We start from the raw sequence: 15,657 nt of genomic DNA, 5'->3' as shown, positions 1-15,657 counted from the left end.
GGATCGCGCGCATCGCGTTACTGCGTCCGGCGCAGGCTCTTCGGACGCAGCGGTTTTTTCGCCGGCGGCGTGGGGCGCTCGATGCGCACGTACAGGCGGAAGCGCTCGTCGCGGTCGGCGACGCGCCGGCCTTCCCACACGAGCTTCCACTGGAATGCGGACATCGACGACGGCTCTCCGTAGTCCGCCGGATCCTGGCGCAGGATCACGTCGCAGTCCTCGTCGAACGCGAAGTGCATGCCGCCGAAATAGGCGAAGGTGGCGATCTGTGCGTCGCCCAGGCGCACGGGCGAGATGCAGGTGTAGTCGGGCGGAAGGTGATCGGCGATCTGCTCGGCCACGTCGCGGTACGTCCGGCTGTAGTTCACCACCGGCAGCCACAGCGTCATGAGCAGCACCCACATGAGCGTCGTGCCCGCGCTCGACAGCACCACGCTGCGCCAGAGCACCTTCGGATGACGCGCGAGCCGCCAGCGCGCGAGCAGAAACCAGCAGACCGTCACGGCCACCGCGCACGCGAACGAAATCAGCTTGAACTCGGGATGAAAGCCCGGCGCGAGACGCGCGAGATTGCGCGCCATCGACGCGGGAAAACCGAACATGCCGGCAGTCCACACGAGCCACACCAGGGAGCCGATGATGGTGAAGCTCAGCATCGCGAACCAGTCGATCGCGTTGATCGCGCCGCGCTTCAACGTGGGCAACGCGAAGGTCGCGAGCACCGAAAGCGGCGGCAGGAGCAGCATGAAGAGCCGGTTGGTCTCGTGCGCCTGCAGGACGACCAGCACGAGCAGCGGCCCGATGATCGACAAAGGGACCCCGACGTGCGGCGAGCGGCGCAGCCCGCCCCAACTGACGAACGCCCAGAGCGCGAGCGGCCACGCGGGCCACGTGAAGAGCGGCAGGTTCTTGATCGCGTACCCGAAGATCGATCCGGGCGTGCCCGAGAAGTACGAAAAGCTGTTGCGCCACCATTGACGCAGCCACCATTCGCCGTCGTCAGGGAAGTAGTGCAGCGTTGGCAGCACCCACGCGGCGATCAGCACGATGGCGACCGGCAGTCCGTAAATCAGAAGTGGCGCGGCCCGCACCTGCTTCACGATGATCGTCATCGCGAGCGTGCAGAGCAGGAGCGCGAACACGAGCACCGGCGAACTGGACAGTCCGACCACGCCGATCGCCAGGCCCCACACGAGGCCGCCGTGGATCGGCTTGTCGAGGCTGCGCACGAGCGCGTAGAGGAGCATCGCGGTGCCGGCGAACTGCGCGAGCTGCGGCGTGGTTTCGTGACCGCGCTCGGCGAGGCCGAAGCAAGCGAGCAGGATGAGCAGTGCGCCGTCGGCGAGCGTGCGGCCGTAGTCGCGGGGCTCCGGTTCGCCGCCGAACGCGTATTTGAAGGGCTGGGCTTCGTCGCGCCGGCCGAGCAGATAGGCCGAATACCATACGAACGCACAGGCCAGACAGAAGAGCAGACCCGTCACGACGCGGGAGGCGTTGCTCGCATCGACCCAGGGGCTCAACAGACGAATGGCCGATGCGCCGAGCCAGTACATTAGCGGACCGTCGGCGGTGGGCGCCTTGCCGAGGAGGTTCGGCAACAGCCAGTCGCGTGCGTCGCCGTTGGCCATCGTCCACATGACGCCGAAGCCGGCCGCATCCTCGTTCTTCCACGGGTCGCGGCCGAAGAGACCGAACGATGCGTAGGTGATGCAGATGGCGAGCAACAGCCAGCGCGGCAGGGCGCTGGTGGCGGAGGCGGTCAGACGAACGACAGATCGCATGCGAGATGGCTTGATGGAAAACGGTCCGCTGATCTCGCGCAAGGCGAGCCTGGGGCTGGAGCAACCGGCATTGTAGTCGCGTGGCGGCGTTAAGGGCGGTTCGTCGATGCTCCCGTCACCGCGCGCAACAACGCTTACCAAATGCAGCAAAGGCGGTGCCGATGGGCGCCGCATGGACGACGAAAGGATGACGCGAAACCGTCAGCGACAAAAAAGGGCAGCCAAAGCTGCCCTTTTTTGCTGAACCCGAAGCCCGACTTACTTCTTGGTGGAGAAGCGCGCGAACTTGTTGTTGAACTTCTCGACGCGGCCCGCCGTGTCCATGATCTTTTGCTGACCGGTGTAGAACGGGTGCGATTCCGACGACACTTCGATCTTCGCGAGCGGGTAGGTCTTGCCGTTGAATTCGGCGGTCTCGCGCGTCTGGATGGTCGAACGGGTCACGAACTTGAAGTCGTTCGACATGTCGACGAACAGGACTTCGCGGTAATCCGGGTGAATGCCTTGTTTCATGGTCTTTCCTGATATCTGGCGGTAGCCAACCCGTTGCACTTGCTTGCAGTGCCGCGCGAGTCACTTGCCTAGGGTCGAAAAACGGCGATTATGCCAGAAAATCAGTCGGTTGACATCTTTTTCGGGCGTTCCGGCGGAAGTCACGCGTCGAGCGCGCCGACGCTCGCCGGGTCCTGCCGATAGTAGCGCGCGAGCAGCCGATAAAGCTCGGGATACTCGGCTTCGAACGCCTGGGGCGTCACGAAAAGCGCCTCGCTGCACACCGCGAAAAACTCGGACGGATGGTCCGCAGCGTAAGGATCGATCAGCGATTCGCGCTCGAAACGGCTCCAGCGCCGCGGCGGCACCGCGTCCACGCGCGCGCAGAACTGGTCGAAGGCGTTGTCGAAGATATCCGACCAGACGGTGGTGTCGAGCGGTGCGTGCCAGCGGCGAAAGAGCGGGGGATGTCCGTCGGCTACGCCCGTCACCATGTCGATCTTGTGCGCGAACTCGTGGATCACGACGTTGTAGGCGTCCGAACCGTCCACCATCTGCGCGTCCTCCCATGAGAGCACGACAGGACCGCCTTCCCACGCCTCACCGCTCGCATCGTGCTCGATCTCGTGCACGACGCCGTCTTCGTCTTCGACCGTCTTTCTGATGATGAACTCGCCCGGATAGACGATCACGCCGACCCAGCCGCGATACAGGTCGAGGTCGAGGTTGAGCACCGGCAGGCAGGCTTGCCCGGCGATCGAGACGATCATCTGATCGGTCAGTTCGAGATCGTGCGCGGTCGAGAATTGCTTTTGCGCGATGAAAAGGCTCGCGGTTTCGCGCAAGCGTCCGAGGTCGTCCCCGTTCAAATGGCCGAAGCACGGATATGCGTCCAGTGTGCGCTGCCAGAGGTCGTCGTCGATCGCGTACTTGCGCAGCGCGCGCTCGCGGCGTTGCGCGCCGAACCAGCGGGAGAAGAGGTTGGCCATCGGTCGTTCAGATCGCTTCGATAGACCGGATTGTACGGAGCGGCGCCGTCGCAAGGCGCAAAAAAACCGCCTGACGAAACAGGCGGCTTTCTGTGCTGAAGTTGCGAAGCCGGATCAGCCTCCGCCGCGACGCATCATGTCGAAGAACTCGGCGTTGTTCTTCGTCTGACGGATCTTGTCGAGCAGGAATTCCATTGCTTCGACTTCATCCATGTCGTGGATGAACTTGCGCAGCACCCAGACCTTCTGCAGCAGGTCCGGCTTGATGAGCAGTTCCTCGCGGCGCGTGCCCGACTTGTTCAGGTTGATCGACGGATACACGCGCTTTTCCGCGAGACGGCGCTCGAGGTGCACTTCCATATTGCCCGTGCCCTTGAACTCTTCGTAGATCACGTCGTCCATGCGGCTGCCCGTTTCGATGAGCGCCGTGCCGATAATCGTGAGCGAGCCGCCTTCCTCGATGTTTCGAGCCGCGCCGAAGAAGCGCTTCGGACGCTGCAGCGCGTTGGCGTCGACACCACCCGTCAGCACCTTGCCCGATGCGGGCACGACGGTGTTATAGGCGCGCGCGAGACGCGTGATGGAGTCGAGAAGAATCACGACGTCATGTTTCATTTCGACGAGACGCTTCGCCTTTTCGATGACCATTTCGGCCACCTGCACGTGACGCGCGGCGGGTTCGTCGAAGGTCGAGGCGATGACTTCGCCGCGCACGGAACGCTGCATTTCCGTCACTTCTTCCGGGCGCTCGTCGATGAGCAGCACGAACAGAATGACGTCCGGATGATTGGCTTTCACCGCATGCGCGATGTGCTGGAGCATCACGGTTTTACCCGACTTCGGCGACGCGACGAGCAGGCCACGCTGGCCCTTGCCGATCGGCGAAATCATGTCGATGATCCGGCCCGTGACGTTTTCCTCGCCGCGCATTTCGCGCTCGAGCGGCAGCGGCTTGTTCGGATGCAGCGGCGTGAGGTTCTCGAACATGATCTTGTGTTTCGAGGCCTCGGGCGGCTGCCCGTTGACTTTGTCCACCTTCACGAGCGCGAAATAACGCTCGCCGTCTTTCGGCGTGCGTACTTCGCCTTCGATCGTGTCGCCGGTGTGCAGATTGAAGCGGCGGATTTGCGACGGGCTGATATAGATGTCGTCCGTGCTCGCGAGATACGAGGTCTCGGGCGAGCGCAGAAAGCCGAAGCCATCGGGCAGCACTTCGAGCGTGCCGTCGCCGAATATCGTGTCGCCGGCCTTGGCGCGCTTTTTAAGAATCGCGAACATGAGTTCCTGCTTGCGCAGGCGGTTCGCATTTTCGATCTCGAGGCCATTGGCCATCTCGATCAGTGCAGACACGTGCTGAGACTTGAGCTCGGATAAATGCATACGGATTTCCCGCCGGGGAGAGAGGTGCGACAGAAAGATTTGGGAGAAGAGGTGAGCGGAACCGCTCGAGACTTAATACTTCTTGAACTCTTGTGATTCTAGCATAGCATACGCCACGCAGGCCTCGGGTGGGCTTTGGGCGGGGCTTGTCGGCCGATGTTGTCGCGTGACAACATCGGCTGCATTCCGGTCGCGCTGCTCGGTTGTGTCGATGCGGCGATACGAATGCCAGAGGCAGGCGTCTGGGATGCCGACGCCCGCCGATGATGCCGTTACAGGTTGCTGTCGAGGAACGCGGTCAATTGCGACTTGGACAATGCGCCGACTTTCTGCGCGGCGACCGCGCCGTTTTTGAAAAGGATCAGCGTGGGGATGCCGCGAACGCCGAACTTCACCGGCGTCGACTGATGCTCGTCCACGTTGATCTTCGCGATTTGCAGGCGATCGCCATAATCCTTCGCGACTTCATCGAGGATCGGGGCAATCATTTTGCACGGACCGCACCATTCCGCCCAAAAGTCGAGCAGGACCGGTTTATCCGACTTGACGACATCCTGTTCGAAAGAAGCGTCGCTGATGTGCTTGATTGATTCGCTCATTGTCTGAATACCTCTATTGTTTCGAGGCCCGCGTTTGAATGCTCGCCACGATACACCAAAACTGAAAAAAATTTTCGTCGCCAACGGGCAGTATTCGGCCCGCACGCCGTGCGCCAGAACGGCTCGCGAACGGCGGCGAATGATCCGTCGAAGGGCAAAATGCACCACATCCGGGTTATTCAAATGTCATCTTAGCCTACTTTGCTATCCGTTGCCGGGAGCCGATAGGCCGCATCTGAGGGCGACGACACGAAGCGCAAGAGGGCGTCATAAAGGTCCGCGCATTTCACGCGTGGCTTCCGGGCGCGCCCGGCCCCGTGTTATGATTCGACGTGACGGGCCTCCTCGCATGGTGGCGCGGTCAACCTGGTCAGGTCGGGAACGAAGCAGCCACAGCCGCTTTCCACCAGTGCCGAGGGTCGGGCTCGTCACCTTCCGCTTTCTTCTGTCGTTCCTCTCTCGTTTTCCCTGATTCGTTCTTTGTGTCGCGCGTCGTCGCGAGTTGTATTTTCGCGGGTACGCACCTTCCTCCGCGCGCCTCGGCAGCCTTTTGGAGCGGCGTTTGCGCAAGGTCGTTGCTGATACAATTTCGCGCATGACCTATCAAGTTCTCGCACGCAAATGGCGGCCGAAATCGTTCGAGTCGCTCGTCGGCCAGGAGCACGTCGTCCGTGCGCTCACGCACGCGCTCGACGGCGGCCGCCTGCATCACGCCTATCTCTTCACGGGCACGCGCGGCGTCGGCAAGACGACGCTCTCGCGCATCTTCGCGAAGGCGCTCAACTGTGAAACCGGCGTGACTTCGAAGCCGTGCGGCGTGTGTCGCGCGTGCCGGGAAATCGATGAAGGCCGCTTCGTCGATTACGTCGAAATGGATGCGGCGAGCAATCGCGGTGTCGACGAAATGGCCGCGCTGCTCGAACGCGCGGTGTACGCACCCGTCGACGCGCGCTTCAAGGTCTATATGATCGACGAAGTGCACATGCTCACGAACCACGCCTTCAACGCGATGTTGAAGACGCTGGAGGAGCCGCCGCCGCATGTGAAGTTCATCCTCGCGACGACCGATCCGCAGAAGATTCCGGTCACCGTGCTCTCGCGCTGCCTGCAGTTCAATCTGAAGCAGATGCCGGCGGGTCATATCGTGTCGCATCTGGAGAACATTCTTCAGCAGGAGAGCATCGCGTTCGAATCGCAGGCGCTGCGTCTGCTGTCGCGCGCGGCGGACGGCAGCATGCGCGATGCGCTGTCGCTCACCGATCAGGCCATCGCCTATTCGGCCAACCAGGTCACCGAGGAAGCCGTGCGCGGCATGCTCGGCGCGCTCGATCAAAGCTATCTGATCCGGCTCATCGACGCGCTCGCCGCTGGCGATGGCGCCGGCGTGCTCGCGATCGCCGACGAAATGGCGCTGCGCAGCCTGTCTTTCTCGACCGCGCTGCAGGATCTCGCGAGTCTCTTGCATCGCATCGCATGGGCGCAGTTCGCGCCGTCGTCGGTGCTGGATGAATGGCCGGAAGCCGCGGATATTCGCCGCTTCGCCGAGATTCTTTCCGCTGAGCAGATTCAGCTTTTCTATCAGATTGCAACGGTCGGACGCGGCGAGTTGGGTCTCGCGCCCGACGAATACGCCGGCTTCACGATGACGCTGCTGCGCATGCTCGCCTTCGAGCCGGCGGGCGGATCGGGCGGCGGCGTCGCCGTGAGCGCGCCCTCGGGCGCGAAGCCCGCGCGCAGCGCGGCGCTCGCGGGCGCGATGGCCGAGCGGGCGATCGCACCCGCGCCCGTAGCGAAGGCGCCGACGCCTCCGGCCGAAACCGTCATCGTAAAGGCGAAAGAGACGCAGCCGGTCGAAAGCGCGAAACCTGCGCCGGTTATCGAGTCAACTGAGCCGGTCACGGCGAAACCTGCACCGGTGCCCAGCGCCGCACGGCAGGCCGTCGAGGAAGCCGCGCCTGCAACCGTGCCCGCATCCGAGCGCGATGTCGCGGCGTCGCGCGCGGCGGGCGGTGCGAGTGCGGCGCTCGAAGTGTTGCGCAGCGCCGGCATGCGTCTTTCCTCCGACCGGGGTGCACGCGGCGCGCCGGCTGGGCAAGCGGCGGCTCCGGCAGCGCCCAAAGCTGTCGCGAAACCCGCTGCGCAAGTTCAGATGCCCGCGCCCCGTCGCGCACCGCCAGCGCCCGCCGCGCCTGAGTCCAAACCTGCGGCCGGCAAGCCCGGCGTCGTCCCGCCGTGGGAGGACATGCCGCCCGACGACTATCCGCCGGCGGGATCGGAAGACGAATACTTCATGCCGCCGGACGACGGCTTCGTGCCCGCGTTCGACAGCGGTCCGGACGACATGCGCTTCGGCGCCGAGCCGGCCGCGAAACCTGCGCCCGTCATCGATACGACGCCGCTGCCGCCCGCAGTTCCGCTCGATGCACTCGGCGTGTCGATCGAATGGGCCGCGCTCGCCGTCAGCCTGCCGCTTAAAGGCGTCGCCTATCAACTCGCGTTCAACAGCGAACTGACCGCGTGCGACGCGAATTCCGTCACGCTTGCGGTCGCCGTGCAGATGTACACCGACGCCTCGCACGTCTCGAAGCTCAAGACCGCCCTTGCCGAAAAGCTCGGCCGCGCAATCGAAGTCAGCGTCAATGTCGCGCCCGTGCGCCGCACCGCCGCCGCGCTCGATGCCGCCGACCGGGCGCGACGCCAGCAGGAAGCCGAGCAGGAGATCAAGCAGGACCCGTTCGTGCAATCGCTGATCCGCGATTTCGGCGCGAGCATCGTGCAGGGTTCGATCAAGCCGATCTCCGCATCGGGCGCGAATCCGTCATGAATCGAAGCGCGCGGCGTTTTTTTCGACGCTGCGCGCAAGCACTGAATTTCGAGCGCGTATCGCGCGCGCTTTCGCCACACGTTTTCCAGTAAGGAGCCGAACCATGATGAAGAACCAACTCGCCGGGCTGATGAAACAGGCTCAGCAGATGCAGGAAAACATGAAGAAGATGCAGGACCAGCTCGCGCAGATCGAGGTCGAGGGCCAGTCCGGCGCCGGTCTCGTGAAAGTGACGATGACCTGCAAGAACGACGTGCGTCGCGTGCAGATCGACCCGAGCCTGCTCGCCGACGACAAGGACATGCTGGAAGACCTCGTCGCCGCCGCGTTCAACGACGCCGTGCGCAAGGCCGAGGCCACCACGCAGGAGAAAATGAGCGGCATGACGGCCGGCATGCCGATGCCGCCGGGTTTCAAGCTGCCGTTCTAACCGCGCGCGCCGAAGCGAATTCGGCGCGTCATGAGGACACATGAAACAACCTTCCGCCCTGTCGGCGCTCGTCGAGGCGCTGCGCGCGCTACCCGGCGTCGGACCGAAGTCGGCGCAGCGCATGGCGTATCACCTGATGCAGCACGACCGCGCGGGCGCCGAGAAGCTCGGCGCTTCGCTCCTGTTCGCGACCAAGCATCTCAGGCACTGTGAGAAGTGCAACACCTTCACCGAAGCTGAAATCTGCGAAGTCTGCGGCGACGAGGAACGCGACCCGGCCTTGCTGTGCGTCGTCGAAACGCCCGCTGATCAGATCATGCTCGAGCAGACGCTCACGTATCGCGGGCTCTATTTCGTGCTGATGGGGCGGCTCAGTCCGCTCGACGGCATCGGGCCGAAGGAAATCCATTTCGAGCGCCTGATCAATCGCGCGCTCGACGGCGTGGTGCAGGAAGTGGTGCTCGCCACCAACTTCACGAACGAAGGCGAGGCGACCGCGCACTATCTCGCGCAGACGCTCAAGTCGAAAGGGCTGAAGGTGACGCGGCTCGCGCGCGGCGTGCCCGTCGGCGGCGAGCTCGAATATGTCGATGCGGGGACGATCGCGCGCGCGATGCTCGATCGCCGCTCGGTCTGAACACGACCATCAGCAGGACACTACCGATGACAGAAACCGAAGCTCTCGCGCTTGCGACCCACCGTCACTACAAGGGCGGTCTTTATCGCGTGATCGGCGTCGCGCGGCACTCGGAGACCGAGGAAGCCATGATCGTCTACGAACATCTGTGGCCGCACGAACGCGGCTTGTGGGTGCGTCCGGCGCAGATGTTCAACGAGACGCTCGCCGACGGCACGCCACGTTTCAAACCGCTCGACATTCCGCTGTAAAAGAACTAGCAAAAAAAGGAGACGCAACCATGAGCGCAACGACGGGACCACTCGCGGGCGTCAAGGTGCTGGAACTGGGTACGCTCATCGCCGGTCCGTTCGCCGCGCGCTTCATGGGCGAATTCGGCGCCGACGTCATCAAGATTGAAGACCCGAACGGCGGCGACCCGCTGCGCAAGTGGCGCAAGCTCTATCCCGAAGTGGGCGGGACCTCGCTCTGGTGGGCGGTGCAGGCTCGCAACAAGAAATCGGTGACGGTCAATCTCAAGGCCGAGGAAGGCAAGGAGATCGTGCGGCGGCTCGCGAAGGAAGCCGATATCGTCGTCGAGAACTTCCGGCCCGGTTTGCTCGAAAAGCTCGGGCTCGGCTATGACGTGCTGTCCGCCGAGAATCCGGGTCTCGTGATGGTGCGACTTTCCGGATATGGCCAGACCGGGCCGTACCGCGACCGGCCGGGCTTCGGCGCGATAGCCGAATCGATGGGCGGATTGCGGCATATCACTGGCTATCCGGAGCTGCCGCCGCCGCGCATCGGCATTTCCATCGGCGATTCGATCGCAGCGCTCCATGGCGTGATCGGTGCGCTGATGGCGCTGCATCATCGGCAGGTGAACGGAGGCAAGGGGCAGGTCGTCGATGTCGCGCTGTACGAAGCCGTCTTCAACATGATGGAGAGCGTGGTCCCCGAGTACGGCGTGTACGGACTGGTGCGCGAGCGCACCGGCGCGTCGCTGCCCGGCATCGTGCCGTCGAACACCTATCCGTGCCGCGACGGCAGCATCGTGATTGGTGGCAATAGCGATCCGATCTTCAAGCGCCTCATGAACGCGATCGATCGCGCGGACCTCGCGGACGATCCCGCGCTCGCATCGAACGACGGCCGCGTGCCGCGCACGCAGGAAATCGACGACGCCATCGGCGCGTGGCTCGCGACGCGCAGCATCGACGAGGCGCTCGCCGTGCTCAACGCCGCCGACGTGCCGGCCGGGCGCATCTACAGCGTCGCCGACATGTTCACCGATCCGCAATACATCGCGCGCCAGATGCTGCAACGCTTTCCGTGGCAGGACGGCAAGGACATCACGCTGCCGAACGTGACGCCGAAGCTCTCGGAGACACCGGGTGAAACGCGCTGGCTCGGTCCTCAACTCGGTGAACACACGGATGAAGTACTTCAAACGCTCGGGTATGATGCCGACGATATTGCGCGGCTGCGGGCGGCCAAGGTGATCTGAGCTTCGATCAGAAGACAACGGCCGTAACAGCGCTGACAACGATAAAACCAGGAGACAAAAACGATGAAACGCAGAACGTTCATCGCGAGCGGCGCCGCGCTCGCGGGTGGGGCGTGGTCGGCCATGCCGCTCGCGTTTGCCCAGGCAAAGCCGGAGCAGGCCAAGGTATCGGTCGCGGTCGGCGGCAAGAATCTCTTCTACTATCTGCCGCTCACGATCGCGGAGCGCCGCAACTACTTCAAGGACGAAGGGCTCGACGTCGAAATCGCCGATTTCGCGGGCGGTGCGAAGGCGCTGCAGGCGGCGGTCGGCGGCAGCGCGGACGTGGTGTCCGGCGCGTTCGAGCACACGCTCTTGCTGCAGGCGAAGAATCAGTACTTCCGTGAGTTCGTGTTGCAGGGACGCGCGCCACAGATCGTGCTTGCGGTGTCGAAGAAGGCGATGCCGAACTACAAATCGGTCGCGGATCTGAAGGGCAAGAAGATCGGCGTGACGGCGCCGGGCTCGTCGACGTCGATCATGGCGAGCTTCGTGCTCGCGCAGGCCGGGCTGAAGGCGACCGATGTGTCGTTCATCGGCGTGGGCGCGGGGGCGGGCGCGATCGCCGCGCTGCAGTCCGGGCAGATCGATGCCATCGCCAACCTCGACCCGGTGATGACCAAGCTCGATCGTGCGGGCGATATCCGCATCGTCTCCGACACGCGCACGCTCGCCGATACCGTGAAGGTGTTCGGCGGCAACATGCCGGCCGGATGCCTGTATGCATCGCAGAGTTTCATCACAAAGAATCCGAACACGACGCAGGCGCTCACGAACGCGATGGTGCGCGCGCTGAAATGGCTGCAAACGGCATCGGGCAAGGATCTGATTTCGACCGTGCCGGAAAGCTATCTGCTCGGCGATCGCGCGCTCTATCTCGACGCGTGGCAACACGTGAAGGAGGCGCTGTCCCCGGACGGCCTGATGCCCGCGGACGGTCCCGCGACATCGCTCAAGACGCTGCAAGCCTTCGACGAAACGGTGAAGGGCAGGCCGATCGACTTGTCGAAGACCTGGACCAACGACTTCGTCAAGAAGGCGCTCGCCACCGTCAAGGTCTGACCGATGTCGTCGACTTCTAAACACGCGCTCGCGCTGGAGGATGTCACCTGCACGTTCTCGTCGCGCGAGAATCGCAAGGATCGGTATACGGCCGTCCGCAATACGAGTCTTGCGATCGCGCCGGGTGAGTTCGTGTCCGTCGTCGGGCCGACCGGCTGCGGCAAGTCCACGCTGCTCAACGTGTCGGCGGGGCTGCTCGAGCCTTCGTCGGGCACGGTGAGCGTGTTCGGCGAGACGCTTGCGGGCATCAACCGGCGCGCGGGCTATATGTTTCAGGCCGATGCCCTGATGCCCTGGCGCTCGGCGCTCGACAACGTGACAGCCGGCCTCGTGTTCCGGGGCGTGACGAAAGCCGACGCCGACGCGCGCGGCGAGGCGTGGCTCAAGCGTGTGGGTCTTGGCGGCTTCGGCGATCGCTATCCGCACCAGCTTTCGGGCGGCATGAGAAAGCGCGTCGCGATGGCGCAGACGCTCATCCTCGATCCCGACATCATCCTGATGGACGAGCCGTTCTCCGCACTGGACATTCAAACGCGTCAGTTGATGGAAAACGAACTGCTCGACCTGTGGGCCGCAAAGCGCAAGGCCGTGCTCTTCATCACGCACGATCTCGACGAGGCGATTTCGATGTCCGACCGCGTCGTCGTGCTGGCGGCAGGGCCGGGCACGCATCCGATCGGCGAATTCGCGATCGACCTGCCGCGCCCGCGCGATGTCGCCGAGATCCGCTCGCATCCTCGCTTCGTCGAACTGCATGCGCAAATCTGGGGCGTGCTGCGCGAGGAAGTGTTGAAGGGCTATCAGCAGCAGCTGAAGCCGGCCGCCGAATAAGACAATACGATCATGTGGAACAAGCTGCGCCCGAATCGAGCAAATCTCATCGTGTGGCAATGGCTGTTGCTGCTCGCGTGCTTCGTGCTGTGGTACGCGCTGACGAGCCCGACGCTCCTGCCGCCTTTATATTTCGACGACGCCAACAAGGCCGCATTCTTCTTCGGCGAGCCGCAGAAGGTGCTCGTGCGCATATGGGAATGGTTCACGGGCGGCGAAATCTACATCCACTTGTGGGTGACGCTGATCGAGACGGTGCTTGCGTTCGTGATCGGCACCGTATTCGGGCTGGGCGTGGGTCTGTGGCTCGCGCTCGCGCCCACGACGAGCGCGCTTCTCGATCCCTACATCAAGGCCGCCAACTCGATGCCGCGCGTGATTCTCGCGCCGATCTTCGCGGTGTGGTTCGGACTGGGCATCTGGTCGAAGGTCGCGCTCGGCGTGACGCTCGTGTTTTTCATCGTGTTCTTCAACGTCTATCAGGGCGTGAAGGAAGTCAGCCCGGTCGTGCTCGCCAATGCGCGCATGCTCGGCGCGAATCGCAAGCAACTGTTGCGGTATGTCTATTTGCCGAGTGCGACTAGCTGGGTGTTTTCGAGCCTGCATACGTCGGTGGGGCTCGCCTTCGTCGGCTCGGTCGTGGGTGAGTATCTCGGCTCGGCGCGCGGCGTCGGCTATCTGATCCTTCAGGCCGAAGGCACGTTCGACATCAACACGGTGTTCGCCGGAATACTCGTGCTGACCGCGTTCGCGCTCGTGCTCGACGGCCTCGTCGCGCTCGTCGAGCGACGGCTCATGAAGTGGCAGCCGAAGAGCGGCGAGACCGAGAAGCTCTGAAGCGCCGTGACGCGTTCGATCGTGAATACGCGGTAACACGCGGCGGACCGTGTTCAGGCGTTCCGTTATGGCAGGACACTGCCGATCTCGCTATGATGCTCCGCTGACCAGGCGTCGTACGGCGGGTCGCAAGAGATTCGCCATGATTCCGGGTGAATAAGCGCCAGCGCACATCAAGTCGTAACGCAAGCCGGGCGACACTCCGTAGTCGGGCGCCGTTGCGCGGTATCAGCGCGGCGCTCATCCGCGCGATCCCGCGAGAACAAGAATGAAACTGCGAACTGACAGTTCGATTGCGGTGGTATTGCCATCGCCGATCGGTGACAGCCTCATCGGGCTCGTCCTCGTCGATAATCTCATCCGCAACGGATATCGGCCCGTCGTGTTCGGCTGGGTCGCGGAGCAGCTCGCAGAATGGTTTCCGCAAGTGACCGTCGGGCGGCGCGACGCCTGGCAGGGCGTGTTCGACACGGTGATCGAGCTTCGGCCGACCGACTATGCATCGTCGCTGAGCCGTTCGGGCAAGACGATCTGTCTCGCCACGCTGCCGGAATACGGCGGCTCGAAGCACATGTTGGACCGCATCGTCGATATCGCGACGAACGTGCTGGGACTCGCCGATGTGACGCGCTCGAATGGCCTCGTCGTGCCGGCTGGCGTCATGCGAGGGCGCTTCTCCAATCGTGTCGTCATCCACCCGACCGGTAGCCATCCCGAAAAGATGTGGCGCCGCGAGAAGTTCATTGCGCTGTCGCGTGTGCTCGTGCGCCGCAAATTCCAGCCGAGCTTTCTCGTCGCACCGTCGGAGATGGATGCCCGGGGCGAAATCGCCGACGAAGGATGCGAAGTCAACGCGCTGCCGCAGTTGAGCGAGGTTGCGGCATGGATCGCCGAGTCGTCGTGGTTCATCGGTAATGATTCGGGTCTTGGCCATCTCGCGTCGTGCATCGGCGTGCCCACGCTTTCGCTTTTCATGCGCCAGGGGCTCGCGCGCTCGTGGCGTCCCGGCTGGGGGCCGGGCGCGGTCGTGCTGGCGCCTTCCTTTCTGCCCTTCGGCGGCCTTCGCGAGCGGTTGTGGCAACGCCTGCTTACCGTGCGGCGTGTGATGTCCGCGTTCCTGAGACTGCACGGCAAGCATGCGCGCGCGATGCACCACTATTCGGCGGCCGATTTCAGCGATGCCCAGAAACCCCCGGCGACCCGCGTCGGCCTGCTGCCCGGCGCGCGATCGCGCCGCGTCTAGGCGCGTTACGGCTCGATCACGATCTTGCCCGTCACGCGCCGGTTCATCATGTCGTCGAGGGCGCGTGGCGTGTCGTCGAGTGAGTAGCGCTTCGTGACGACGGGGCGTAGCTTGCCTGTCTTGATCCAATCGACCATCGTCGCGAATTCCTGATCGGCGAGCGCGTGCTCGCGCTGCATGTGACCGCCCCAGAACACGCCCACGATACTCGCGCCTTTCAGCAGCGCGAGATTGAGCGGCAACTTCGGAATCTCGCCATTCGCGAAGCCGACAACCAGATACCGCCCGCGCCAGCCGATGCTTCGAAACGCGGGCTCCGCATACACGCCGCCCACAGGATCGAAGATGACATCCGGCCCGTTGCCGCCGGAGAGCGCCTTGATGCGCTCGCGCAGATCCTCTTTCGCGTAATCGACGACGTCGTCCGCGCCATGCTCGCGGCAGAACGCGAGCTTCTCCGCGCTCGACGCCGCAGCGATCACGCGCGCGCCGATAATCTTGCCGATCTGGATCGCCGCAATGCCGACGCCGCCCGCCGCTCCCAGCACGAGCAGCGTGTCGCCGGCCTTGAGCTGGCCGCGATCGACGAGCGCGTGATACGAGGTGCCGTAAGCGAGCGTGAAAGCGGCGGCGTCGGCGAGATCGACATCAGCGGGCAAGGCGATGCAATCCGCTTCCTTCGCGCGCGCCTGTTCGGCGAAAGCGCCCTGCGCGGTGTAGGCGGCCACGCGCATGCCGGGCGACAGGCGCGTGACGCCGGCGCCCACTTCGCGCACGATGCCCGCGAACTCCGCACCGGGCGTGAACGGCAGAGGCGGCTTGAACTGATATTTGTTCTGGATGATGAGCACGTCGGGGAAGTTCACACTCGCCGCTTTCACGTCGATGACGACTTCGCCTGCTTCCGGATGCAGGTCGGGTAGCGTTTCGATCGAAAGGGTGTCGGGTAATCCGTGTTCGTTGCATCGTACGGCGCGCATATCGTCTCCTTGGCGGGGTCTCGTGCAAAGCGTTGAAACCGGCTCAG

15 protein-coding genes and 1 other RNA gene are annotated in these 15,657 nt (G+C 63.8%); 10 read left to right on the top strand and 6 right to left on the bottom strand.

The features are described from left to right. Positions 1-17 precede the first annotated feature (17 nt). From NCT32_RS07935 to trxA, 5 genes are all read right to left on the bottom strand, one after another. The gene (locus NCT32_RS07935; RefSeq protein ID WP_061120369.1) at positions 18-1,781 is read right to left on the bottom strand and encodes a glycosyltransferase family 39 protein; all 1,764 of its coding nucleotides are present in this window, start codon (positions 1,779-1,781) and stop codon (positions 18-20) included. Positions 1,782-2,039: 258 nt separating this feature from the next. Further along, the gene (locus NCT32_RS07930) at positions 2,040-2,294 is read right to left on the bottom strand and encodes a type B 50S ribosomal protein L31 (protein WP_050326712.1); all 255 of its coding nucleotides are present in this window, start codon (positions 2,292-2,294) and stop codon (positions 2,040-2,042) included. Positions 2,295-2,434: 140 nt separating this feature from the next. Continuing rightward, a complete protein-coding gene (locus NCT32_RS07925) occupies positions 2,435-3,262 on the bottom strand; it encodes a zinc-dependent peptidase (RefSeq protein WP_061120368.1) in 828 nt (275 codons plus the stop codon). A gap of 114 nt (positions 3,263-3,376) precedes the next feature. After that, a complete protein-coding gene (rho, locus tag NCT32_RS07920) occupies positions 3,377-4,642 on the bottom strand; it encodes a transcription termination factor Rho (protein WP_035501035.1) in 1,266 nt (421 codons plus the stop codon). A 272-nt stretch (positions 4,643-4,914) separates the two neighbouring features. Beyond that, positions 4,915-5,241, bottom strand: coding sequence for a thioredoxin TrxA (gene trxA / locus NCT32_RS07915; protein ID WP_008349330.1), 327 nt, complete (start codon positions 5,239-5,241; stop codon positions 4,915-4,917). 334 nt (positions 5,242-5,575) lie between these two features. Here trxA and ffs point away from each other — a divergent pair. The 10 genes from ffs (at position 5,576) to NCT32_RS07865 (ending at position 14,630) form a co-directional block, all read left to right on the top strand. Continuing rightward, positions 5,576-5,674: signal recognition particle sRNA small type (ffs, locus tag NCT32_RS07910), an RNA gene on the top strand. Positions 5,675-5,836: 162 nt separating this feature from the next. Further along, positions 5,837-8,065: a DNA polymerase III subunit gamma/tau gene (locus NCT32_RS07905; RefSeq protein ID WP_061120367.1), complete on the top strand. Its 2,229-nt coding sequence runs from the start codon at positions 5,837-5,839 to the stop codon at positions 8,063-8,065. Positions 8,066-8,168: 103 nt separating this feature from the next. Then, positions 8,169-8,495 carry a YbaB/EbfC family nucleoid-associated protein gene (locus tag NCT32_RS07900; RefSeq protein WP_008349334.1) on the top strand — a complete coding sequence of 109 codons (327 nt, stop codon included), beginning with the start codon at positions 8,169-8,171 and terminating at the stop codon, positions 8,493-8,495. A gap of 40 nt (positions 8,496-8,535) precedes the next feature. Continuing rightward, entirely contained in the window at positions 8,536-9,132 is a 597-nt protein-coding gene (gene recR / locus NCT32_RS07895) for a recombination mediator RecR (RefSeq protein WP_061120366.1), read from the top strand. Positions 9,133-9,158: 26 nt separating this feature from the next. Then, positions 9,159-9,383 (top strand): DUF1653 domain-containing protein, encoded by a 225-nt coding sequence (locus tag NCT32_RS07890; protein WP_035501030.1) that lies wholly within the window; start codon positions 9,159-9,161, stop codon positions 9,381-9,383. A 29-nt stretch (positions 9,384-9,412) separates the two neighbouring features. After that, on the top strand, positions 9,413-10,618 hold the full coding sequence (locus NCT32_RS07885) for a CaiB/BaiF CoA-transferase family protein (protein WP_061120365.1): 1,206 nt from the start codon (positions 9,413-9,415) through the stop codon (positions 10,616-10,618). A gap of 63 nt (positions 10,619-10,681) precedes the next feature. Further along, complete coding sequence (locus NCT32_RS07880; protein ID WP_061120364.1) at positions 10,682-11,719, top strand: ABC transporter substrate-binding protein; 1,038 nt, start codon at positions 10,682-10,684, stop codon at positions 11,717-11,719. Between the two features lie 3 nt (positions 11,720-11,722). Beyond that, positions 11,723-12,550, top strand: coding sequence for an ABC transporter ATP-binding protein (locus NCT32_RS07875; protein WP_061120363.1), 828 nt, complete (start codon positions 11,723-11,725; stop codon positions 12,548-12,550). 12 nt (positions 12,551-12,562) lie between these two features. Continuing rightward, a complete protein-coding gene (locus NCT32_RS07870; RefSeq protein ID WP_061120362.1) occupies positions 12,563-13,387 on the top strand; it encodes an ABC transporter permease in 825 nt (274 codons plus the stop codon). A gap of 268 nt (positions 13,388-13,655) precedes the next feature. After that, on the top strand, positions 13,656-14,630 hold the full coding sequence (locus tag NCT32_RS07865; protein WP_061120361.1) for a glycosyltransferase family 9 protein: 975 nt from the start codon (positions 13,656-13,658) through the stop codon (positions 14,628-14,630). A 5-nt stretch (positions 14,631-14,635) separates the two neighbouring features. Here NCT32_RS07865 and NCT32_RS07860 read toward each other — a convergent pair whose 3' ends face one another. Next, complete coding sequence (locus tag NCT32_RS07860; protein WP_061120360.1) at positions 14,636-15,610, bottom strand: NADPH:quinone oxidoreductase family protein; 975 nt, start codon at positions 15,608-15,610, stop codon at positions 14,636-14,638. Between the last annotated feature and the right edge of the window lie 47 nt (positions 15,611-15,657).

The sequence above is a fragment of the Caballeronia sp. INML2 genome (genome assembly GCF_023631365.1).
Lineage (GTDB): Bacteria > Pseudomonadota > Gammaproteobacteria > Burkholderiales > Burkholderiaceae > Caballeronia > Caballeronia turbans.
Note: the sequence above shows the minus strand (reverse complement) of the source record. Positions and strands in the feature narration are given on the sequence as shown.

Coding starts and splice junctions, on each gene's coding strand:
- NCT32_RS07865 (WP_061120361.1), top strand. CDS start 13,656: ATGAAACTGCGAACTGACAGTTCGATTGCGGTGGTATTGCCATCGCCG.
- NCT32_RS07875 (WP_061120363.1), top strand. CDS start 11,723: ATGTCGTCGACTTCTAAACACGCGCTCGCGCTGGAGGATGTCACCTGC.
- NCT32_RS07860 (WP_061120360.1), bottom strand. CDS start 15,610: ATGCGCGCCGTACGATGCAACGAACACGGATTACCCGACACCCTTTCG.
- NCT32_RS07935 (WP_061120369.1), bottom strand. CDS start 1,781: ATGCGATCTGTCGTTCGTCTGACCGCCTCCGCCACCAGCGCCCTGCCG.
- recR (WP_061120366.1), top strand. CDS start 8,536: ATGAAACAACCTTCCGCCCTGTCGGCGCTCGTCGAGGCGCTGCGCGCG.
- NCT32_RS07880 (WP_061120364.1), top strand. CDS start 10,682: ATGAAACGCAGAACGTTCATCGCGAGCGGCGCCGCGCTCGCGGGTGGG.
- trxA (WP_008349330.1), bottom strand. CDS start 5,241: ATGAGCGAATCAATCAAGCACATCAGCGACGCTTCTTTCGAACAGGAT.
- NCT32_RS07930 (WP_050326712.1), bottom strand. CDS start 2,294: ATGAAACAAGGCATTCACCCGGATTACCGCGAAGTCCTGTTCGTCGAC.
- NCT32_RS07890 (WP_035501030.1), top strand. CDS start 9,159: ATGACAGAAACCGAAGCTCTCGCGCTTGCGACCCACCGTCACTACAAG.
- NCT32_RS07905 (WP_061120367.1), top strand. CDS start 5,837: ATGACCTATCAAGTTCTCGCACGCAAATGGCGGCCGAAATCGTTCGAG.
- NCT32_RS07925 (WP_061120368.1), bottom strand. CDS start 3,262: ATGGCCAACCTCTTCTCCCGCTGGTTCGGCGCGCAACGCCGCGAGCGC.
- NCT32_RS07900 (WP_008349334.1), top strand. CDS start 8,169: ATGATGAAGAACCAACTCGCCGGGCTGATGAAACAGGCTCAGCAGATG.
- rho (WP_035501035.1), bottom strand. CDS start 4,642: ATGCATTTATCCGAGCTCAAGTCTCAGCACGTGTCTGCACTGATCGAG.
- NCT32_RS07885 (WP_061120365.1), top strand. CDS start 9,413: ATGAGCGCAACGACGGGACCACTCGCGGGCGTCAAGGTGCTGGAACTG.
- NCT32_RS07870 (WP_061120362.1), top strand. CDS start 12,563: ATGTGGAACAAGCTGCGCCCGAATCGAGCAAATCTCATCGTGTGGCAA.